The sequence below is a fragment of the Cellulomonas sp. KH9 genome, assembly GCF_900114185.1.
Taxonomy (GTDB): domain Bacteria; phylum Actinomycetota; class Actinomycetes; order Actinomycetales; family Cellulomonadaceae; genus Cellulomonas.
On sequence record NZ_FOSE01000002.1, the window covers coordinates 434,643 to 455,805 of the forward strand.

Here is a 21,163-nt window from a genome sequence, read left to right on the forward strand (position 1 = left end):
CGGTCCGGCGCCGCCGGGACACACCCTCAGGGTGCGACCGGCTCGTCCCCGCCGCCCGTCGGCGCACCGGCACCGCCCAGGACGTCCTCCAGGAGCGCACCGGTCAGCCGCCGGAACGCCCGCCGCGGCCGTGTGCGGTCCAGCACCGCGACCTCGAGCTGCGCCGCGCCCAGCGCCCGGGGCGCACCGTCCTCGCCCGTGCCGCCCAGCACCCGCACCGCGAGCCCCAGCACCTGCGCGAGGGTCATGCCGGGTCGCCACCCGCCGCCCAGCACGGTGGCCAGCCGCTCGGCCTGCCCGCCCATGACGACCCACCCGTGCTCGTCGGTGACGGAGCCGTCGTAGGACAGACGGTAGATCTGGTCCCCCGCCGGCTCGCGCCCCACCTCGACGACGACCAGCTCCACCTCGAGCGGCTTCGACTCGGTGGTGAACACGGTGCCCAGGGTCTGGGCGTACGCGTTCGCCAGCCCGCGGGCCGTCACGTCGACGCGGTCGTAGGAGTAGCCGCGCAGGTCGGCGTACCGGACCCCGGCCACGCGCAGGTTCTCGAACTCGTTGTACTTGCCCACCGCGGCGAACGCGATCCGGTCGTAGATCTCCGAGATCTTGTGCAGGGCGCGCGACGGGTTCTCCGTGGCGAAGGCGATCCCGTCGTCGTACTGCAGGACGACGACCGACCGGCCGCGCGCGATGCCCTTGCGCGCGTAGTCGGCCCGGTCCTTCATCAGCTGCTCGGGCGAGACGTAGAACGGCATGCTCATGCGGCACCTCCGTCGCGCCGGGCGCTGCGCCGGCCGTTCTCCACGACGTCGACCGCCGCGGCGAGCTCGTCGTCCGACACCCGCAGGTAGCCGGCCTGCGTCACGGTGGCGACCACGGGCCAGATCCGCCGCGCACGGTCGGGGCCGCCCGTGGCGGAGTCGTCGTCCGCGGCGTCGACGAGCGCCTCGACGGCGACCCGCACCGCCCCGGCCGCGTCGAGGTCGGGACGCCAGCGCTTCTTGAGCGAGCCGCGCGCGAACACCGAGCCGGAGCCCACCGCGTGGTGCCCGTGCTCCTCGTAGCGCCCGCCCGTCACGTCGTACGAGAAGATCCGGCCCGCACCGAGGTCCAGGTCGTAGCCGCCGAACAGCGGGACGACCGCCAGCCCCTGCATGGCGAGCCCCAGGTTGCCGCGGATCATGGTGGCCAGCCGGTTGGCCTTGCCGTCGAGCGACAGCAGGCTGCCCTCGATCTTCTCGTAGTGCTCCAGCTCGAGCTGGAACAGCCGCACCAGCTCGATGGCCAGACCGGCGGTGCCGGCGATGCCCACGGCGGAGAACTCGTCGGCCGGGAAGACCTTCTCGATGTGCCGGCTCGCGATCATCGAGCCCATCGTGGCGCGCCGGTCCCCCGCCATGACGACGCCGCCGTCGAACGTCAGCGCGACGATCGTCGTGGCGTGCGGCGCCTGCAGGTCGCCCACCGGGACGGGTCGGCGTCCCGGGAGCAGGTCAGGGGCGTACCCCGACAGGAAGTCGACGAACGAGGGTGTGCCGGGGGTCGTGAAGGCGTGCGGGAGCCGCCCGGACGAGTCGCTCGGTGTCATCGGCGCTCACTGCCCGCCCTTCTGGACGAACCCGCGCACGAACTGCTCGGCGTTCTGCTCCAGGACGTCGTCGATCTCCTCGAGCAGCGCGTCGACCTCGGCGTCCCGGGCCTGCGCGCCCGCCGCCGACGGGGCGGGCGGGGCCGGCTCGTCGACCGGCTCGTCCTCGTGACCGTGCCTGACCTGATCCTGCCCAGCCATGGTGATCTCCGTCCTGCGACCACGTGCCGCGTGCTCGCTCGACCACCCTAGGCCCAACACCCCGTCGCCGTACCCGTGACCACGCCACGGACGGCGCGCCGCCGCGGGCGCTGCTCTGGGCCACCCGGGTGGTCCGGCACGCGCACGGGCTGTGGACGAGGGGTCCGCAGGGGCGGTGGCCTGGCACGATGCGCGCATGCCCGAGACTCTCTACGGCCGCGTGCTGCGTGCGCTGCAGGACCCGACGCTGTGCCCCGCGTGCGCCGCCCCGCTGAGCGCCGGCCGCTGCGGCGGGTGCGCGCTCGACGTCTCCGGACCGGACGGTGCGCTGGTCTGGCGGGACAGCCAGGCCGTGGTCCACGCGCTGCGGGCGCGTCAGGACCGGGTCGAGGCGCTGCGGGCGGCACAGCTGCGGGCGGCCACGCGCCGCGGGGCGCCCACGCCGGCGCCCCCGGGCGTCCCGCCGACCCGGCACCCGGCACCGGCGGCGCCCGCCCCGGCGGTCCGGCGACCTGCCGTCCCGGCCGCGACCGCCGCGACGGCGACGCACGCCGTGCCGCGGGCCGCCCGGCCGGCCGTGGCACCCGTGCCCCCCGTTCCCCCCGCCGCGCCGCGGCGGCCGTGGCGGGTGCAGACCGTCCTGCAGGTCGTCGGCGCGGCGCTGCTGGTCGCGGCGAGCATCGCGTTCCTCGTCCTCGCCTGGGACGTGATGGGGCTCGGCGGCCGGGCGCTCGTCGTCGCCGTCGGCACCGTCGTGGTCTTCGGCCTCGCGTCGTGGCTGCGCGCGCGCAGCCTCCCGCAGGGCTCCGAGGCGGTGGGCGCGGTGGCGGTCGTCCTGCTCCTGCTGGACGCCTGGGCGGTCCGCGCGACCGGGGCGCTCGTCGTCGGGGACGGCCCGACGCAGGCCGGTCTGTCCGCCCTCGTCTGCGCGGGGCTGCTCACGGCCTGGGGCGTCCGGTCGCGGTTGCGCGTGGGCGCGGTCGCCGGTGCCGCGCTGGTCCCGCTGACGCCGCTCGCCTGGCTGGTCACCGCACCGGACGCCGCCACGGCCGCCGCGCTGCTGCTGCTCGCCGGGGCTCTCACGGCCGTGCGCGCGGTGGCGCCCTGGGTGCACTCCCGCGCGGAGCGGACGGTGCTGCACGCCGCGGCCGCCGGTCTGCTGCCGGCGGCCGCGGTCACGGCGCTGGTCGGCACGGTCACCGGCCCCGGCGGCACGGCGTGGCCGGCCGTGGCGGCCCTCACGGGCGTCGCCGCCGTGGCGGCCCTCCAGGTGGTGGTGGAGGCGCGCGGTGCGGTCGCACCGCCCTCGGGCGCGCGCAGCGGCACCGGCCCGCGCACGGCCTGGGCGTGGACGGCGGGCGTGACCGCGGCACTGGCGCCGGCCGCCGCGTGCGCCACGGCCGTGGTCGGCGTCACGGGGGCGGCCCGCGCGACGGACGCGGTCCTGGCGTCCCTCGCGGGCGTGGTCGGCACGTGCCTCGCCGCGGGCGGCCTGCTGCGCGTGGCCGCGGTGGTCCCCGCGGCCTGGCGCGTCGACGTACGGACCGGCGCCCGCGCCGCGCTCGCGACGACCGTGCCCGCCGCCTCGTGGGCCGGCCTCGTCCTCGTGACGGTGGCCACGACGCACCTCCTGCAGGACCCCGCCCCCGGGAGCGCCCCGCGGGTCGGTGCCGCCGCCGTCGGCGCGCTCGCCGCCGCCGGCGCGCTCGCGGCGCTCGTCGCCCGGGGCGAGCAGGGCACCGTCGCGCGGGCCGGCGCGCTCGCGTGGCGCGGGGTGGTCGTGGGTCTCGCGGTCGTCGCGCCCGTCCTGACGGCCGTCGGCCCCGCGGCACCGGTCGTGGCCGTGGGCGCGCAGGGCGCCGTCGCCGCCGTGCTGCTCACCCCCGGGACCGCCCGGCGGCTCGGCCGGGCGGCCGTCCGCACCGGGGCGGTCGCGGCCGGTGTCCTCGCGGTCCTCGGCGCGCTGCCGCACCCCGGGTGGACGGCCGCCGCGCTGCTCGTCCCCGCGGCGATCGCCGGCCACGCGCGGACCTGGTCGGCCGCTGCACGGTCGGGGGCCGCCTCGACCGCCACGGCCGCCCTCCTCCTGGTGGCGGCCGGCACGACCGCGGGAGCGGCCGCCGACCTACCGGTCGCCACCGCGCTCGCCCTGGCGGTCGCGCCGGTGACCGGCGCGCTGCTGGTCCGGGCGCACCGCCTGGGCACCGCCGACGCCGCCGAGCGCGACACCGCCCTCGGGCTGGCCGCCGTCGCGGTCGCGGTCTCCTGGGCGTCGGCGACCGCGCACGCGCACGAGGCCGCCACGCACGGCACCCGGCTCGCCACCCTGACGTCGCTCGTCACCGTGGCGCCCCTCGCCGTCGCCGCGGCGGCCGTGGCGCTCGTCGCGGTGCTGCTGCGGGACGGGCGACGCTGGGGCGCCGACCACGTGACCGCGGGAGCCGGCGCCGCGGCACCCGTCGCGGCCCTGGTCGTCACCACGGCCCACCTCGCGCTGGGGCGTCCCGGCGCGACGGGCACGGCCCTGCTCGTCACGCTCGTGGGCGCCGTGGCCTGGGCCGTGGCCGCACCCGCGGCCCCGCGCGCCGCCCCCGCGGGACGGGTCACGGTCGAGGTGGCCGGCACGGCCGTCGTCGCGGGTGGCCTGGCCGCGGCGACCGCCCAGGGCCAGGCGCCCCTCGCGGTGGCGCTGGTGCTCGCCGCCGTCGGAGCAGCCGCGTGGGCGCTGGGCCCGGGGCGCTCGCGGGTGTGGTGGCTGGCGCTGGCCCTGGCGACGTGCGCGTGGTGGTCGGTCCTGGGCGTGCGCGACGCCAGCGCCGTCGAGGTCTGGACGCTGCCGCCGGCCCTCGTGGTCGCCGGGGTCGGCGCCTGGCGCGTGACCCGGGACCGAGCCGGCGCTGCCGGTCTGATGGTCGCCGGTCTGGCGTCGGCCACCCTGCCGACGGCCGTGCTGCCCGCCGTGCTCGAGGTGGGCACCCGGTGGGTGGACCGCGGGCTGCTCACCGCAGGCGTCACCGTCGCCCTGACCGCGGCCGCGGTGCTCGTCGCGCCGCGTCGACCGGCGGCCGGTGAGCTGCTGTGCGGGCTGGCCGCGCTGCTGGTGCTCCTCGGTCCGATCGCCCGTGCGGTCGTCGCAGCGGTGACCCCCGGCGCGGTGGTCAGCGGCCCGTGGCTACCCGACGGCACGGTTGCCGTGGAGGCCTGGTCCTGGCCGGCGGCGGCCGCGCTGCTGCTGTGTGCGGGGACCGCCCGCGGGCCCCGGGTGCGTGCGGTCGTCGACACGGCCGCACCCTGGGCGGTCGTCGTCGCGGCGACCGTCCCCACGGTGATCGCCGCGCTCGCCGCGCCCGCGGGCCCGGCCGCGACGGTCCGCGGCCTCGTGCTCGCTGGTGCGGCCGTCGTCCTCGCGCTCGGCGGCGGGGCGAGCGGGCGACGCCTGCGCGCGCCGCTGCCGCGGCCCCGCGCGGCGGGCCCGGCCGGTGACGCGCCGGCGGCCGGCGCCGGCGCCGGACTGGCGGGCCTGGGACTGCTGCTGCTCGCGGGGGCCGCCGCCACGGGCACGGCGGTCATCGTCGCGCGGGCCCCCGGCGGCGGCGTGCCGCCGCTCGCGGACCTGCCGCTCGCGGCCGCCGGGGTGGTGACGCTGGCCACCGTGGCGCTCGCCGCACGCCGCGGTGACGTCCCCCGCGCCTGGACGGTGGCGGGACTGCTCGCACTCGTCCCGTCCGTGCTCCTGCGGACGCCCGACGCACGCCCGGTCGTGTGGTGGGTCACGGCGGCGGCGCTGCTCGGCCTGGCCCTGGTGGCCCGCGCCGGGCACGGGAACCGCCCGGACGGCGCCGACCCGCGGCCCGCCCCCGCCGGCCCGCGGCGCCCGGTGCCGACCGCCGGCGTACTGCTCGCGGCGCGGTACGTGGCCCCGGTGCTCACAGGCGCCGCACTCATCGTGGCCGCCGTCGGGCCGTGGGCGGAGTCGCTCGTGCACCGGCCGGGTCAGGTGGTCCCGTCGGTGCTCGCGGTGGAGGGCGTCGCCGTCCTCACGTGGGGGGTCGGGCTCGCGCACCGCCGCACGTGGCCGGGTCGCCACGCGGGCACCGTGCTGCGGTGCCTGCTGGTCGGTCTGCTCGTCCTGCCCACCCTCGCGGCGGTGGACGCGACGGCGCTCGGCACCGCACGCGGGGTCGTCGTGCTGGGCGCGGGGGCCGCTGTGGCGTGGTGGGCCCGCGACCGCGTGGGCACCGCGTCGGGGTTGACGATCGCGGCGTTCGCCACCACCCTGCTGGCCCTGCGCGGCGGACCCGAGCCGGCCGACGTCCCCTGGACGGTGCTCGGCCTGCTGACGCTCGCCCTGGGGGTCCAGCGCCTGCGGCGGGACCCGGCACGGGGCTCGTGGACCCACCTCGGCGGCCCGCTGGTGCTCACGCTCGGGGCGCCGCTCGCCCTCCTCGTGGCCGAGCCCGCGGGGTGGCGGGCGACCCTGCTCCTCGCGCTCGGCGTGGCCTCGGTCGTCACCGGTGCGGCACGCCGCCGGCAGGCCCCGTTCCTGCTGGGGGCCGGGGCCGTGCTCGTGACGCTGGTCGTGGTGCTCAGCCCGATCGCGGCGGGCGCCCTGGCCGCGATCGACGGATGGGTCCTGCTCGCGGTGGGCGGCACGCTCGTGCTCGGGCTCGGGGTGACGTACGAGAAGCGCGTGCAGGAGGCCCGCGAGGCGGTGCGGTTCGTCGGCGAGATGCGCTGAGGGCGGGGTCAGCCGCCCAGCGCCGCCAGCAGCGAACGGGCGTCCGGGCTCCGGTCCAGGAGCTCACCCACGTGCGCCCTGGTGCCACGCAACGGGTCCCGCATGGGCACCCGCTGCAACGTCTGGGTGCCGGGCACGTCGAACACCACCGAGTCCCAACTGGCCGCCGAGATCTCCGAGCCGTAGCGCGCGACCGCCTCCCCGCGGAAGTACGCGCGGGTGTCCTGCGGCGGGTGCTGCACGGCGTCGGCCACGTCCTGCGGCGTCACCAGCAGCTCGACCGCCCCGGCGGCCGCGAGCCGGTGGTACAGCCCTCGCTCGGGCCGCACGTCCGACCACTGCAGGTCCACCGCGGCCAGGCGCGGGTGGTCCCAGGCCAGGCCGTCCCGCCGGCGCATGCCGTCGAGCAGGCGCAGCTTCGCGAGCCACTCGACCTCCCGAGCGCAGGACGCGGGCTCGGTCCCCAGGCGCTCCAGCAACGACCCCCAGCGCGCCACCACGTCCCGCGTCGCGTCGTCGGGCTCGGCGCCCTGCGCATCGAGCGCCTCACGGACCGCGTCCAGGTACTCCGCCTGGAGCTCGAGGGCCGTGAGCCGGCGCCCGTCGACCAGCTCCAGCCGCTCGCCGAGGCCGAGGTCGTGGCTGACCCGGTGCACGGCCTGCACCGGATCGCGCAGCGCCAGCCGTTCGACGCGCTGCGCCGCCCGTCGCGCGGCACCGCCCGCCGTGGCCTGCTCCAGCAGCCAGAGCACGAGCGAGGTCGTCCCGAGCCGCAGGTACGTCGCCGGCTCCAGCATCGTGGCGTCGCCGATGATGACGTGCAGGCGCCGCCAGCGCGCGGGATCGGCGTGCGGCTCGTCGCGGGTGTTGACGATCGGACGACGCAACGTCGTCTCCAGGCCGACCTCGGCCTCGATGTAGTCCGCACGCTGCGACAGCTGGAACCCCGGGTGCTCACCGCGCTGCCCCAGCCCGACCCGCCCCGCCCCGGTGAACACCTGGCGCGTCACCAGGAACGTCGTCAGACCGGCGACCAGGTCCGCGAACGGGACCGACCGCTCGACGAGGTAGTTCTCGTGGGTGCCGTACGTGGCCCCCTTGCCGTCGACGTTGTTCTTGTACAGCGTGACGTCCGGCAGCGCGGGGCTCGCCGCGAGCCGGCGCACCGACTCGAGCATGACGAGCTCGCCGGCCCGGTCCCACCGCACCGCGTCGAGGGGGGTCGTCACCTCCGGCGAGGAGTACTCCGGGTGCGCGTGGTCGACGTACAGCCGCGCCCCGTTGGTGAGGATCACGTTCGCGGCGCCGGGGTCCTCGTACTCCTCGCCCTCGGAGCGCGGCATGGCCTGCGGGCCGTCGCCGGACGGCGCCGGGACCGTCGGCGAGTCCGTCAGCATCGACGGGTGCGCGGCGGCGCGCTGCAGGTGGAACCCCCGCGCGTCGTGCAGCGGGTCCTCGTCGTCGTAGTCCCAGCGCGCCCGCGAGCGGCCCGCCTCGCGCGCGGCCGCGTGCACGGCCACCACGTGGCTCGACAGCAGCATGGGGTTCGCCAGCGGCCGGCCCGGCTGCAGGACGCCGTACTCGGTCTCGATGCCCATCACGCGGCGCACGGTCACGCCGTCCACCCTAGGCGCCGCCGGGAGGACCGGCCGCGGGTGCCCGCGAGGCGGTCACCGCCGCGCGGGCACCCCGCCGGACCGCTCACGCGGGGGACGTCACAGGTACTGGCCGGTGCTCGTGACGTTCTCGATGGTCCGCGACGCCTCGATGCCCTTCTTGTCCTGGACGATCGTGCGGATGAACACGATCCGCTCGCCCTTCTTGCCGGAGATCCGGGCCCAGTCGTCGGGGTTGGTCGTGTTGGGCAGGTCCTCGTTCTCCTTGAACTCGTCCACGCACGCCGCGAGCAGGTGGTCCACGCGGATGCCGCGCTGCCCGGTGGACAGCAGGTCCTTGATCGCGGACTTCTTGGCGCGGTCGACGACGTTCTGGATCATGGCGCCGGAGTTGAAGTCCTTGAAGAACAGCACCTCCTTGTCGCCGCTGGCGTACGTGACCTCGAGGAACCGGTTCTCGTCCGCCTCGGAGTACATGCGCTCGACGACGCGCGAGATCATGGCCTCGACCGCCGCGGACGCCGACCCGCTGTGCTCGGCGATGTCGTCGTCGTGGATCGGCAGGTCCGCGGTGAGGTACTTCGCGAAGATCTCGCGCGCACCCTCCGCGTCGGGGCGCTCGATCTTGATCTTCACGTCGAGCCGGCCGGGCCGCAGGATCGCGGGGTCGATCATGTCCTCGCGGTTGGACGCCCCGATGACGATGACGTTGTCCAGCCGCTCGACACCGTCGATCTCGGCCAGCAGCTGCGGCACGATCGTCGTCTCCACGTCACTGGACACACCCGTGCCACGGGTGCGGAACAGCGACTCCATCTCGTCGAAGAACACGACGACCGGGTGACCCTGCGACGCCTTCTCGCGGGCACGCGCGAAGATCAGGCGGATGTGCCGCTCCGTCTCACCCACGTACTTGTTGAGCAGCTCGGGGCCCTTGACGTTGAGGAAGTACGACCGCGCCTCTGCGACGTCCGCACCGCGCGCGGCGGCCGCCGTCGCGGCCAGCGAGTGCGCGACCGCCTTGGCGATGAGGGTCTTCCCGCAGCCGGGCGGGCCGTACAGCAGCACGCCCTTCGGCGGCTTGAGGCCGTGCTCCCGGAAGAGCTCGGGGTGCAGGAACGGCAGCTCGACCGCGTCCCGGATCGCCTCGATCTGCGGGCCCAGACCGCCGATGTCGGTGTAGTCGATGTCCGGGACCTCCTCGAGGACGAGCTCCTCGACCTCGGCCCGCGGGATGACCTCGAACACGAACCCGCTGCGCGGATCGATCGTCAGTGCGTCGCCGACGCGCACGCCTGCGTCGGCCACCTGGCCGGCGAAGCGCACGACACGCTCCTCGTCGCCGCGCCCGACGACGAGCGCGCGCCCCTCGCCGAGCATCTCCTTGACGGTGACGATCTCGCCGACCTGCTCGTAGCCGCCGGCCTCGACGACCGTGAGCGCCTCGTTCAACATGACCTCCTGGCCGGGGCGCAGGCGGTGCACGTCGAGGGTCGGGCTCGCGCCCACGTGCATCTTGCGGCCGGCGGACACGATGTCCACCGTCCCGTCGTCACGCGCACCGAGGAAGGTGGCGTAGGTGCCGGGCGGCTTGGCGAGGTCGTCCACCTGCCGCTTGAGCTCGAGGATCTGCTCGCGTGCCGCGACGAGCGCCTCGCTCAGCCGCTCGTTCTTCGCTGCCAGCACCGCGAGCTCGCGGTGCAGGTCACGTCCGGGGACAGCCGGTTCGGTCATGGTGCTCGGCCTCCGTTCCGCGCGATGCGCCCTTCCTCCGGTCCACCGTGCACGCCGCTGTGCCTGCTGGTCAGACGACACTAACCGCAGGTGTCAACACCTGGCGCGTGTCGCGGCCCGCGGGTCGAGGGCGTCCCGCAGGGTGGACGGCGCGCCCCGGACACGCGCCACCCACCGGCCGGACGCACACCGGAGGTCAGTCGCCCGTGGCAGGACCCTGCGGCCCGAGGTCCTCGGGGGCGACGTGCAGCTCGCGCCGCACGCGACGGATCTTCTTCGCGGACGTCTCGCGCTCCCCCATCGCCTCGGGCGACCACAGCTCGGGGTCGGTCACGGGCGCACCGTCGTCGGCCACGGGGTACGACCCCTTGGCGGGGCGCCGCTTGCGGTGCGGCGGCTCGACGCCGTCGGCGAGCCGGCGGGTCGTGAGCAGGAAGCCGGTGTGGCCGACCATGCGGTGCTGCGGACGCACCGCCAGACCCTCGAGGTGCCACCCGCGCACCATCGACTCCCACGCCTCGGGCTCGGTGAACCGGCCGTCCGACCGCGCGTCCTCGGCCAGGCGGGACAGCTGGGTCGTCGTCGCCACGTAGCAGACCAGGACGCCGCCGGGCGCGAGCGCGGTCGCGACCGCGTCGAGGTTCTCCCAGGGCGCCAGCATGTCGAGCACCACCCGGTCCACCGTGCCCGGCTCCGCGGCCGTGGGCAGCACGTCGGACAGGTCGCCGAGCCGCAGGTCCCACGCGGGGTGCGGACCGCCGAAGAACGTCTCGACGTTGCCGCGCGCGATCGCGGCGAAGTCCTCCCGGCGCTCGATGGACACCAGGCGCCCACCGTCACCCACGGCGCGCAGCAGGGACAGCGTCAGCCCGCCGGAGCCCACGCCCGCCTCGACGACGGTGGCGCCGGGGAACACGTCACCCATCGTGACGATCTGGCCGGCGTCCTTCGGGTAGACGACCGCGGCACCGCGCGGCATCGACAGCACGTGGTCGGCCAGCAGCGGGCGCAGCGCGAGGTAGGCGATGCCCGACGTGTTCTGCACGACGACGCCCTCGCTCGCGCCGATCAGGTCCGTGTGCCGCAGGTAGCCGCGGTGCGTGTGGAAGGCGCCGTCGGGGTGCAGCGTGATGGTGTGCAGGCGACCGCGCGGGTCGGTCAGCTGGACGCGCTCGCCGACGCGGAAGGGACCGCGCCGCTGGGCGGCCCCGGTCGGTGCGGGCACGGCGGCGTCGTCGGAGGTCACGGGCGACGAGTCTAGGCGCCCCGCGGCGCCCACCGTCTCAGCAGCCCAGCTCGGCCACCAGGTCGACCCGTGCCTCCTCGACCACGGCGACGTCCTCCTGCAGACGGTCGGCCCCGGCGGTGACGGCCGCGTCGTCCGCCAGCGCGTCGATCCCGTCGTCGACCCGCTCCCAGGCGGCGTCGACGGCGTCGACGCGATCGCGCGCGAGGTCGCCGGCCGCGTCGTCGAGGGCGTCCTGCGCGTCCCCGGCGCGCTGGGCCGCGTCCTGGACGTCGGCGAGCGGGGCTCCCTCGCCGATCGTCTCGTCCAGCGAGGCGAGCGCGGTCGCGAGGTCCTGGGCCCGTTCGCACGCGCGGGTCGTGGCTGCCTCGGGCGTCCCGGTCGAGCACTGGGCCAGCAGCAGCGCCACGGGGCTCAGCAGGACGACGACGACGAGACGGGGACGACGCATGGCGCTCTCCTCGGGTCCGCCCGCACGGGGCACCGGCTGCCACTGTCACCCGGGGCGCGCCGCCGTGCCTCACCCGGCGCGGATGAGCGCGCGCCGCGGCCGACGCGCTCCGACGGCGCCCGGGGCCGCTCGCACCGGGTGCGGGGGGCGGTCCGGTGGGGGTCACCCGGCGGCCGCGGGCGCTGCGGCCGCCACGGCGTCATCCGGTGGGCATGACGCCGCCACGCCACGCCCCTGCCAGGCTCGTCCGCGGGAGCGAGGAGGCCTGATGCTCTACCACATCCGCGTCGTGTCGGCCGCGCACGACCTCGCGTCGCTCGCGGACTTCGCCGACGTCGTGGCGGCGCCCACACCGGACGGTGCCGCGCTGTCCTGCCGGCTGCCCGACGCCGCCGCGCTGACCGGCCTCGTGGCCCTGCTCACGGACCTGGGCATGACCATCGCGGAGATCTACCGCGTCCCCGACGACGTCCCCCCGCCGCGCCCGCCGGCATGATCACCGACGGGACTGCGGCGGCGCGCCGAGCCGCGCACGCCCGTGTCAGACGCACACGCCCGTGTCAGACCAGCCCGCGCTCCAGGGCCGTGCGGACGGCGGCCCGTCGACCGGCCACGCCGAGCTTGCGGTAGATCGCGCGCTGGTGCGTCTTGACGGTGTTGACGGACACGAAGAGCCCCGCGGCGATCTCCTCGGCGGTCGCGGTGGTGCGCAGCCGGACCAGGACGTCGCGCTCGCGCGGCGTCAGGTCCCACGACGAGCGCGTCATCACCGGCGCGTCGGCGAGTCGCGCGAGGACCTGCGTCACGAGGGCCTCGTGGCGCCCCGCCCGCTCGAGGTGCTCCGACAGCAGCGCGCGCCAGCCGGGGTCGTCGGCCAGGAACGGCGTGACCAGCCCGAGCGGTGCGGCCAGGTCGAGCGCCGTCTCCAGCGCCGCGTGCGCGGTGCGCCGGTCCGGGGCGAGCCGCGCGCGCACCAGCGCGGCGAGCACCCGCACCGGCCGGTGCCCCCGGCCGGACGCGGCACCGCCGGGCACGTCGCCGCCGGGTACGTCGTCGCCGGGCGCATCGCTGACAGGCACGTCGTCCTCGTGGGCGTCGTCCCGCGGCGCGTCCTGCCCGGGTGGACGCCCGAGCGCCCGCCACGCCCCCGCGGTGTCCCCGGCCCGGTGCCGCAGCTCGGCCTCCCAGCACCGGCTCAGCGGCCCGTACGCGACGCTGCCCGCGGCGTCCGCGAGCAGGGCCAGCGCCTCGGTCGGCCGCTCGTGCGCCGCACGGTCCCGCACCCGAACGGCGAGCAGGAGGTCCTGGACCTCGGGCGGGAGCACCGCGCGGTCGTCGACGGCTGCCAGCGCGTGGCGGGCCCGCGCGAGGACGGCCGGGTCGTGCGCGTCGATGCCGACGAGGGCCAGGTGCGCACCCGCGGCGGCGGTCGGCTCCGGGCGCGCCGCGCCGGTCGCGCCCAGCACCTGCTCGAGGTGCTCGGCCGCCGCGGCGAAGTCCCCGCGCCAGTAGGCGAGCACGCCGAGGACGTGGGAGGCGCCCGCGGTGACGCCGCTGCCCGCCCAGCCGTGGACCGCCGCCTCGGCCAGGACGTCCGCCGCGAGCCGCTCCGCCTCGCCCGGGTCGTCGCCGTGCAGCAGCGCGACGCACGTCTCCGCGCGGCACGCGACGGCGACGGCGGTCCAGCCGCGGGCCGTGGCCAGGTCCCGCGCCTCCGCGAGGTGCTGCACGGCGGGCGCCGCGTCGGCGGCCCGCTGCGCCTCCGCCCGGCCCAGCAGGTACAGGCCGAGGGCGCGGTCGGACGGGCGCAGCGGCTCGGCCGCGAGCAGCGCGCGGGCGGCAGCGGTCATCTCCTGCGGTGCGCCCGCGTCGCCGGCGAGGAGCTCGACGCACCGCACGACCGCCGCCGGCGCGCCGTCCGGCCCCCCGGTGGAGGCCGCGTGACGGAAGGTGCGGGCCGCGGCGAGCGCCACCTGCAGGTCGGGCGTCGCGGACACCGCGACGGGGATCGCGTCGACGAGCCGCTCGACGACGAGGGCGTCGCCCCGCACGAGCATCTCGGGCCACTGGTCGGCCAGGACCTCGACCGCGAGCGGCACGTCACCGGCGGTGAGTGCGTGGCGCACCGCGGCAGCGGGGTCGGTGCGGCGCCGGTGCTCGGCGACCACGCGGTGCGCACGTGCCGCACCGGCGGGGTCGTTCCGCTCGAAGGCCATGCGGGTGTGCGTGGCGACGAGGTCGTGCCACCGGTACTGCACGGGTCGGCCGCTCCGGGCCACGGGGGTGACGAAGAGCTCCCGCGCGACGCACTCGGCGAGCGCGGCGGCCCCGCCGGGCACCAGACGCTCCGCCAGGGCGGGGTCGAGCGTCTCGCAGACGCTGCCGGTGAGCAGCAGCGTGCGCAGCCGGTCCGGCAGCGAGCCGAGGACCTCCTCGACCAGGTACCCGGTCAGCGGCACCTGGGACGCCTCCATGCCGTCCAGACGCGCGTCGACGCCGTCCTCGTCGCCCGTGACGAGGGCCAGGCGAACGGCCACGGGCCAGCCGCGGGTGACGGTGTGCAGCCGGGCGACCCGCTGCGCGTCGGGCCGGTGGCCGTCGGCCCGGACCAGTGCGGCCACCTCCTCGGGCGTGAACGCGAGCCGGTCGGTGCGCAGCTCGCCCAGGGCGCCCTGCACCCGCAGCCGGTGCAGGGGCAGCGCGGCGTCGTACCTGCTGGTCAGGACCAGGCGCAGGAGGTCGGGACGGTAGCGGACGAGGGGCTCGAGGACGGTCCGGACGCTCTCCAGCGGCAGCTCGTGCACGTCGTCGGCGACCAGCACGACGGACTGCTCCAGCCGCTCGAGCGCCGCGAGCAGCGCCCCGGTCAGGGTGGTGACGCTCCCGGAGCGCGTGGCTGCGACGACCCGGTGCAACGCGTCCGCGGCGGATGAGCCCGGGACGGCGAGCGCGACGGACGTGGCCAGCAGCCGGACGAGCTGCGGCACGTCGTCGAAGGCGTCGAGGTTCGCCCACGCCACGGGCCCGGGGTGGCCCGCGCCCCACTGCCCGACGAGCGTGGACTTGCCGTAGCCGGCGGGTGCCGTCACCGCGGTCACGCCGTGCGACGCGAGCGCCTCGGCGAGCGCCGCGGTGCACCGCGGTCTGTCCACCTGCAGCGTCGGGGGGTGCGGCGCCGTCGTCTTGCCGACGGGCGGCCGCCCTGCGTCGCGCGTCGACGTCGACGTGCGCACGGTCGTCGTCATGCCGTCCCCCCGGGGCTGGACGCGATCCTGGGCCGAATCTAGCCCGCGGCCCCGGCGGTGTCCCCCGGGAGCGCCGCCGCACCCCGGCGGTGCGTCAGTGCCGCAGTGCGGCGACGACGTCCGCCGTCCGCACCAGCGCGACCACCCGGCCGTCGACGACGGCCGCCATCACGGGACCGTTCGCGGACGCGCGGGACAGCGCCTCCAGCAGCGCGTCCCCGGTCAGGGTGCCGTCCACCACGGTGCCCGCGGGCAGCGGGGTGGCGACCGCGAGGACGTCCGTGCTGCCGGCCAGCTCGGCGGGGACGCGCGCGGCCGCGTCGGCGTCCACGTACGCGGCGGGCCTGCCGTCGGGGGCGATGACGACCACCTCCGCGGCGTGCGCCGCGGCGGCGGTGGTCCGCGCCTGCGCCAGCGACGACCGGACCCCGACCACGACGGCCGGCCGGCCGACGGTGCCGATCGTCATCGCGTCGACGACGCGCCCCGTGCGGCCCGCACGCACCGCGCCGGACGCACCGGACCACAGGAACGCACCGATCAGCGCGGCCCAGGCGACGGTGCCGAGGTCGGGCGTGCCGCCCGTGACGTACGGCCGGACGAGGACCAGCAGCACGACGCCCACCGCGACGACTCGGCCCGTCCAGCCGGCGACGACGCTGCCGCGGTGCCGGTCGCCGGTGGCCGCCCACACGGCGGCCTCGAGGATGCGCCCGCCGTCCAGCGGCAGGCCGGGCACCAGGTTGAACAGGCCGACGAACCCGTTGGCGACCGCGCCGGCCCAGGTCATCGCCTGCAGCACGCTGCCGTCGGGCGCGACGTGGTCGGCCAGCAGCAGGAACCCGCCCGCGAGCAAGAGGTTCGCGACCGGCCCCACGACCGCGACGAGCGCGCTGGTACCGGGTGAGGGTGCCGCGCCGCCGAACGTGGTGTGCCCGCCCCACAGCGTCAGGACGAACTCGCGCGGCTGCTGCCCCCGCGCCTTGGCGACGAGGCCGTGCGCGAGCTCGTGCACCAGGACCGAGGCGAACAGCAGCACCACGAAGACGAGGGCCACGACGTACGGCAGCACCCCGCCACCCGCGCCGGTCCACGTGCGCACGCTGGGCGTGAACACGAGCGTCAGGACCACGGCGGCCAGCAGCCAGCTCGGGGCCAGGACGACGGGTGCCCCGGCCACGTGGCCGAGCACCCAGCCGGTCCGACGGTCGGGTCGCGGTGCGCTCACGCACCCAGCCTACGGTCGCGGCCGTGGCGTCCCCGCTCGTGGCCGGGCAGGCACGTCCCCGCGGCCGGCGGCGCGCCGGGCGGCGCGTCCGAGGGAGGCGCGTGCAGCGCCGTGCGGGCGGTCGTGTGGGCGGTCGCGCCTACCCTCGTGCCGTGAGCGTGGACACCGAGCAGGCCGAGAGCACCGACCGACCGCAGGCGACCGACGGTGCGCCCGGGACGGACCGGCCGGCCGGTGCGGCGCCCGGGGACGCGGTCCCCGACGTCGTCGTCGCGGACCCGCCCGCCGAGCGGCGCACCCCCGGCCTGTCCCCCTCGCGCGCCAACGACTTCCTGCAGTGCCCGCTGCTGTTCCGGTTCCGCGTGGTGGACCGGCTCCCCGAGCCGGCGTCGCCGGCGGCGGCGCGGGGCACGCTCGTGCACGCGGCGCTGGAGACGCTGTTCGACCTGCCGGCACCCGAGCGCACGCTCGCCGCGGCGTGTGCGTCCCTGCCCGCGCGCTGGGCCGAGCTGCTCGAGCAGGACCCGCGGTACGGCGCGCTGCACACCACCGACGCCGAGCGCGCGGAGTTCCTCGCCGAGGCCGAGCGCCTGCTCGCGACGTGGTTCACGCTCGAGGACCCCACACGCCTGGAGCCGCGGGCGCGCGAGCTGCAGGTGCGGCACGACCTGCCCGACGGACCCCAGCTGCGCGGCGTGGTCGACCGGGTGGACGTCGCCCCCAACGGGTGGGTGCGGGTCGTCGACTACAAGACGGGCCGCTCCCCACGGGCGGGCTACGAGGGCTCGGCGCTGTTCCAGATGCGGTTCTACGCGTACGTCGTGTGGCGCACGCGGGGGGTGCTGCCCAAGCGGCTGCAGCTGGCGTACCTGGGCGACGGCGTGGTGGTCACCCATGAGCCGACCGAGCCGGAGATGCACACCCTCGAGGCGCGGGTCCGGTCCATCTGGGCCGGCATCGAGGACACGGCCCGCGCCGGCGACTGGCGGCCGCGACCGTCGCGGCTGTGCGACTGGTGCGCGTTCCGCGACCGGTGCCCCGCGTTCGGCGGCACTCCCCCCGAGGTCCCCGTCGGTGCGGTGGAGCGGGCGATCGGCGTCACCCCGGTGCCGCCCACCGCCTGAGGGGTCAGGCCGCGTCGCGCAGGTGCAGCGTCTCGCCCGCCGCGACGCGGGCGATCACGTCGAGGTCGACGTGCAGCAGCGACGACGCGCGGGAGACGCCGGCGGGCGGGTCGAGCACGACGTGGGAGTCCACGGCCACGACCCGTGCACCGCTGGCGACCGCCGAGGCGAGCCCCGACCGCGAGTCCTCGAAGGCGACGCACGCCGCGACGTCGACCCCGAGGGCACGTGCCGCCGCGAGGTAGGGCTCCGGGTGCGGCTTGGGCCGCGCCACGGTGTCGCCCGACACGACGACGTCGAACAGGCCCACCGCGTCCGCGAAGGGCGCGGCCAGGACGTCGAAGGACGACGTGACGAGCGCCTGCGGGACGCCGGCGGCGTGCAGCGCACGCAGGACCTCGTGCGCGCCGGGCTGCCAGGGGATCCCCGCGGCGACGGCCGCGCGCACCGCCGTGTTGAGGGCGTCCGCGATCTCCGCGACCTCGAGCTCCACCCCGGCGGCCTGCAGGAGCCCGGCGGACACGTCCATCGAGCTGCCGATCATCGCGACGGCGTCCTCACGCGTCCAGACCCCGCCGTGGGCCTCCACCAGCTCGATCTCGGCGGCCATCCAGTACGGCTCGGTGTCGATGAGCGTCCCGTCCATGTCCCAGAGGACCGCGGCGGGCAGCGCCGGGCGGGGCACGGGCCGCGCGGCGGCAGGTCCGGTGGGGTTCGTGACGGTGCTCAGGGGTGGCTCCGGGGGGTGCGGGGGCGGGCGTGGACGGTCGCACGAGCGTACCGGCGGGGTCCGACGCCCCGCTGTCGTCCGGCCCGTGCGCCGCTCGCACCCTAGGCTGGGACGGTGAGCGAGCACGCAGCCCCCGACCTGCCCGCACGTGAGACCGTCCTGCTCGCGGCCTTCGAGGGCTGGAACGACGCGGGAGGCGCGGCCACGGCGGCCCTGGAGCACCTGCACGACGTGTGGGGTGCCGAGCAGGTCGACGAGCTCGACCCGGAGGAGTACCACGACTTCCAGGTGAACCGGCCCGTCGTCGGCATGGGACCTGACGGCACGCGCGAGATCACGTGGCCCACGACGGCCGTGGCGGTCGCCACGACGCCGCGCTCCGGCCGCCAGGTCGTGCTCGTGCACGGGATCGAGCCGTCCATGCGCTGGCGCCGCTACTGCGGCGAGCTCCTGGACATCGCGGCCGGGCTGGGGGCCCGGACCATCGTCACGGTCGGCGCGCTGCTGGCCGACGTGCCCCACACACGACCCATCCCCGTGAACGCCACCAGCGAGGACGGGGACGTGCGTGAGCTGATGGGCCTGGAGCCCAACACCTACGAGGGCCCCACGGGCATCGTCGGGGTGCTGCAGCACGAGGCGGCTGCCCGCGGCATGCAGGCGCTGTCGCTGTGGGCGGCCGTCCCGCACTACGTGGCGGCTCCCCCGTCACCGAAGGCGACCCTGGCGATCCTGCACCGCATCGAGGGCCTGCTCGGTGAGCCGGTCCCCCTGGCGGACCTGCCGGAGGACGCCACGGCGTGGCAGCACGGCGTGGACGAGCTGGCGGGCGAGGACTCGGAGATCGCCGAGTACGTGCGCCAGCTCGAGGAGGCCAAGGACACCGCGGAGCTGCCGGAGGCCAGCGGCGAGGCCATCGCGCAGGAGTTCGAGCGCTACCTGCGGCGGCGGGACAAGGGCACCGGAGGCTGAGCCCCCGACGCGGTCACGAGCCCGCGCTCACGAACCTGCCGTCACGACGTCCGCGGTCACGACGTCCACGGTCACATCCGCACACCGAGCAGAGCGTCCACCGTACGGCCCACGACGCCCGGCGCCCCCTCGTGCACGGGGACCTCGCCGGCCAGCGCCGTCGCGGCCCAGGCGTCCACGACGGCCAGGGCGCGCGGCGTGTCGAGGTCGTCGGCGACCGCGGCCCGCACCTCCGCGAGGACCGGCGCCGCGTCGGGTCCGCCGTTGCCGGACAGCGCGCGACGCCACGTGGCGAGGCGCTGCTGCGCGGCCACCAGGCCCGCGTCGGTCCACTCCCAGTCGTCGCGGTAGCGGTGCGCCAGGACGGCCAGCCGCACGGCCATGGGCTCGACGCCCTGCGCCAGCAGCGTCGAGACGAGCACGAGGTTGCCGCGCGACTTGCTCATCTTGTGGCCCTGGTAGCCGACCATGCCGGTGTGCAGGTGGACGCGCGCGGACTGCCCCTCGTCGAGCAGCCGCAGGTGCGAGGAGCTGCACTCGTGGTGCGGGAACACCAGGTCGGAGCCGCCGCCCTGCACGTCGAACGGCACACCGAGGGCGTCGCGGGCGATGACCGCGCACTCGATGTGCCACCCCGGCCGGCCGCGGCCGAGGCCCGGTGCCTCCCAGGCGGGCTCACCGGGACGCTCGGCCCGCCACAGCAGCGGGTCCAGCGGCGACCGCTTGCCCGGCCGGTCCGGGTCGCCGCCGCGCTCGGCGCTGAGCGCGCGCATCGTGGTGGGGTCGAGCCGTGCCACCGTCCCGAACGCGGGGTCCACGGCCAGGTCGGCGTAGACGTCCTCGCCGCCGTCGGGCGCGGGCAGCCGGTAGGCGGCACCACGGGCCAGCAGGTGGTTCACGCCGTCGACGACCTGCGGCACGGACTCCACGACGCCGCGGAACACGTCGGGCGGGACCACGCCCAGCGCCGCCATGTCCGACGCGTACAGCGCGGTCTGGTCGGCGGCCAGCGCACGCCAGTCGACCCCGGTGGCCGTCGCCCGCTCGAGCAGCGGGTCGTCCACGTCGGTGACGTTCGACGCGTAGGTCACCCGCTGCCCGGCGTCGCGCCACGCGCGCCCGAGCACGTCGAACGCGACGTACGTCGCGGCATGGCCCATGTGGGTCGCGTCGTACGGCGTGATCCCGCACACGTACAGCCGCGCGTCGGCACCGGGTGCCGCCACGACGACCTGCCCGGAGGAGGTGTCGAGCACGCGGACCGGCTCACCGGTCCCGGGCAGCCGAGGGATCTGGGGGGCGGGCCAGGTGAGCACGGCGGAAGCCTAACCGCCGCCGGCGGGGGTCCCCGCGCACGCCGGTCCGGCTGGCTGTGACGCCTAGGCGTTGGCGGGCGCGGTGACCGGCTCGAGGACGCCCGTGAGCAGCAGGACCACGACGAGCGCGGCCAGGCCGAGGCGGTAGTACACGAACGGCGTGTAGCTGAAGGTCGACACGATCTTGAGGAACGCGATGATGACGACGTACCCGACGACGAACGCCACGAGGGTGGCCACCACCGTCGCCCCGAACCCCGGGGTCCCGGACTCCCCGAACGACCCGACGCTCTTGGCCAGCTGGTAGAGCCCGGAGCCGAACACCGCGGGGATCGCGAGCAGGAACGAGTACCGGGCGGCCGCCTCCCGGGTGTAGCCCATGAGGAGCCCGCCGGTGATGGTGCCGCCCGAGCGGGACACGCCCGGCACGAGCGCCAGCGCCTGCCAGAACCCGAAGGCCAGCGCGTGGCGCGGCGTCAGCTCCTGCAGCGTGCGGGTCTTGGCGCCCCGGCGGTCGGCCCAGCCGAGCACGAGGGCGAAGACCGCCAGCGTCAGCGCCACCAGCCACAGGTTGCGGAACGGGCGCTCGATCGCGTCCTGGAACGCCAGGCCCAGCACCACGATCGGCACCGTGCCGAGGGCGATGAACCAGGCCATGAGCGCGTCGTGGTCCGAGGGACGCCCCGCCGGCATGCCGGCGCGCGACCGCCAGTCCGTGCCGTACGCGCCGCGCAGCGCGGCCCACCAGGCCAGCACGATGCGCTTGATGTCGCGGCGGAAGTAGAGCAGGACCGCGGTCTCGGTGCCGAGCTGCGTGATCGCGGTGAACGCCGCACCCGGGTCGCCCGACCCGACCAGCTCACCCACGATGCGCAGGTGCGCGCTGGAGGAGACCGGGAGGAACTCCGTCAGCCCCTGGACCAGCCCCAGGAGGATCGCCTCGCCTGTCCCGATACCCGTCGCCACGAGGC

General features: G+C 76.8%; 16 protein-coding genes. 4 read left to right on the forward strand and 12 right to left on the reverse strand.

All coding sequences use genetic code 11. From position 1 onward, the window contains the following. Positions 1–26: 26 nt before the first annotated feature. From prcA to BMZ16_RS08150, 3 genes are read right to left on the reverse strand one after another with little or no spacing between them, the layout of a single operon-like run. Positions 27–764: a proteasome subunit alpha gene (gene prcA, locus BMZ16_RS08140; RefSeq protein WP_089799286.1), complete on the reverse strand. Its 738-nt coding sequence runs from the start codon at positions 762–764 to the stop codon at positions 27–29. Beyond that, positions 761–1,591, reverse strand: coding sequence for a proteasome subunit beta (gene prcB, locus BMZ16_RS08145; protein ID WP_089799288.1), 831 nt, complete (start codon positions 1,589–1,591; stop codon positions 761–763). The genes prcA and prcB overlap by 4 nt, the downstream gene beginning before the upstream one ends. A 6-nt stretch (positions 1,592–1,597) precedes the next feature. Continuing rightward, entirely contained in the window at positions 1,598–1,792 is a 195-nt protein-coding gene (locus tag BMZ16_RS08150; protein WP_089799290.1) for a ubiquitin-like protein Pup, read from the reverse strand. 196 nt (positions 1,793–1,988) lie between these two features. Here BMZ16_RS08150 and BMZ16_RS08155 point away from each other — a divergent pair, with 196 nt between their 5' ends. Continuing rightward, a complete protein-coding gene (locus BMZ16_RS08155; protein ID WP_089799291.1) occupies positions 1,989–6,530 on the forward strand; it encodes an SCO7613 C-terminal domain-containing membrane protein in 4,542 nt (1,513 codons plus the stop codon). Positions 6,531–6,538: 8 nt separating this feature from the next. Here BMZ16_RS08155 and dop read toward each other — a convergent pair whose 3' ends face one another. The 4 genes from dop to BMZ16_RS08175 form a co-directional block, all read right to left on the reverse strand. Beyond that, positions 6,539–8,146, reverse strand: a complete 1,608-nt coding sequence (gene dop, locus BMZ16_RS08160; RefSeq protein ID WP_089799987.1) for a depupylase/deamidase Dop — start codon at positions 8,144–8,146, stop codon at positions 6,539–6,541. 99 nt (positions 8,147–8,245) lie between these two features. Next, positions 8,246–9,880 (reverse strand): proteasome ATPase, encoded by a 1,635-nt coding sequence (gene arc / locus BMZ16_RS08165; RefSeq protein WP_089799294.1) that lies wholly within the window; start codon positions 9,878–9,880, stop codon positions 8,246–8,248. A gap of 196 nt (positions 9,881–10,076) precedes the next feature. Next, entirely contained in the window at positions 10,077–11,126 is a 1,050-nt protein-coding gene (locus BMZ16_RS08170) for a tRNA (adenine-N1)-methyltransferase (RefSeq protein ID WP_255366452.1), read from the reverse strand. A gap of 37 nt (positions 11,127–11,163) precedes the next feature. Then, positions 11,164–11,577: a hypothetical protein gene (locus tag BMZ16_RS08175; protein ID WP_089799296.1), complete on the reverse strand. Its 414-nt coding sequence runs from the start codon at positions 11,575–11,577 to the stop codon at positions 11,164–11,166. Between the two features lie 268 nt (positions 11,578–11,845). Here BMZ16_RS08175 and BMZ16_RS08180 point away from each other — a divergent pair, with 268 nt between their 5' ends. After that, on the forward strand, positions 11,846–12,073 hold the full coding sequence (locus BMZ16_RS08180; protein ID WP_089799298.1) for a hypothetical protein: 228 nt from the start codon (positions 11,846–11,848) through the stop codon (positions 12,071–12,073). A gap of 64 nt (positions 12,074–12,137) precedes the next feature. On the opposite strand, the gene BMZ16_RS08185 is transcribed toward BMZ16_RS08180, so the two are convergent. Next, a complete protein-coding gene (locus BMZ16_RS08185) occupies positions 12,138–14,822 on the reverse strand; it encodes a winged helix-turn-helix domain-containing protein (RefSeq protein ID WP_089799300.1) in 2,685 nt (894 codons plus the stop codon). 94 nt (positions 14,823–14,916) lie between these two features. Continuing rightward, positions 14,917–16,050, reverse strand: coding sequence for a site-2 protease family protein (locus tag BMZ16_RS08190; RefSeq protein ID WP_089799302.1), 1,134 nt, complete (start codon positions 16,048–16,050; stop codon positions 14,917–14,919). Positions 16,051–16,355: 305 nt separating this feature from the next. On the opposite strand from BMZ16_RS08190, the gene BMZ16_RS08195 reads away from it, so the two are divergent. Next, positions 16,356–17,174, forward strand: a complete 819-nt coding sequence (locus BMZ16_RS08195; protein WP_255366531.1) for a RecB family exonuclease — start codon at positions 16,356–16,358, stop codon at positions 17,172–17,174. A gap of 4 nt (positions 17,175–17,178) precedes the next feature. Here the strand turns inward: BMZ16_RS08195 and BMZ16_RS08200 are convergent, their stop codons facing one another. After that, positions 17,179–17,859 (reverse strand): HAD family hydrolase, encoded by a 681-nt coding sequence (locus BMZ16_RS08200; protein WP_255366454.1) that lies wholly within the window; start codon positions 17,857–17,859, stop codon positions 17,179–17,181. Between the two features lie 159 nt (positions 17,860–18,018). Between BMZ16_RS08200 and BMZ16_RS08205 the strand changes: the two genes are divergently transcribed. Next, on the forward strand, positions 18,019–18,876 hold the full coding sequence (locus BMZ16_RS08205) for a PAC2 family protein (RefSeq protein ID WP_089799304.1): 858 nt from the start codon (positions 18,019–18,021) through the stop codon (positions 18,874–18,876). A 71-nt stretch (positions 18,877–18,947) separates the two neighbouring features. Here the strand turns inward: BMZ16_RS08205 and mshC are convergent, their stop codons facing one another. Together mshC and BMZ16_RS08215 are read right to left on the reverse strand one after the other, a co-directional pair. Beyond that, on the reverse strand, positions 18,948–20,192 hold the full coding sequence (mshC, locus tag BMZ16_RS08210) for a cysteine--1-D-myo-inosityl 2-amino-2-deoxy-alpha-D-glucopyranoside ligase (protein ID WP_089799306.1): 1,245 nt from the start codon (positions 20,190–20,192) through the stop codon (positions 18,948–18,950). Positions 20,193–20,255: 63 nt separating this feature from the next. Beyond that, entirely contained in the window at positions 20,256–21,158 is a 903-nt protein-coding gene (locus BMZ16_RS08215; protein WP_369822501.1) for an undecaprenyl-diphosphate phosphatase, read from the reverse strand. Positions 21,159–21,163: the final 5 nt, after the last annotated feature.

Excerpts from the sequence above, each read along its gene's own strand:
- BMZ16_RS08180 (WP_089799298.1), top strand. The coding sequence starts at position 11,846 with ATGCTCTACCACATCCGCGTCGTGTCGGCCGCGCACGACCTCGCGTCG.
- prcB (WP_089799288.1), bottom strand. The coding sequence starts at position 1,591 with ATGACACCGAGCGACTCGTCCGGGCGGCTCCCGCACGCCTTCACGACC.
- BMZ16_RS08175 (WP_089799296.1), bottom strand. The coding sequence starts at position 11,577 with ATGCGTCGTCCCCGTCTCGTCGTCGTCGTCCTGCTGAGCCCCGTGGCG.
- prcA (WP_089799286.1), bottom strand. The coding sequence starts at position 764 with ATGAGCATGCCGTTCTACGTCTCGCCCGAGCAGCTGATGAAGGACCGG.
- arc (WP_089799294.1), bottom strand. The coding sequence starts at position 9,880 with ATGACCGAACCGGCTGTCCCCGGACGTGACCTGCACCGCGAGCTCGCG.
- BMZ16_RS08150 (WP_089799290.1), bottom strand. The coding sequence starts at position 1,792 with ATGGCTGGGCAGGATCAGGTCAGGCACGGTCACGAGGACGAGCCGGTC.
- BMZ16_RS08155 (WP_089799291.1), top strand. The coding sequence starts at position 1,989 with ATGCCCGAGACTCTCTACGGCCGCGTGCTGCGTGCGCTGCAGGACCCG.
- BMZ16_RS08185 (WP_089799300.1), bottom strand. The coding sequence starts at position 14,822 with ATGACGACGACCGTGCGCACGTCGACGTCGACGCGCGACGCAGGGCGG.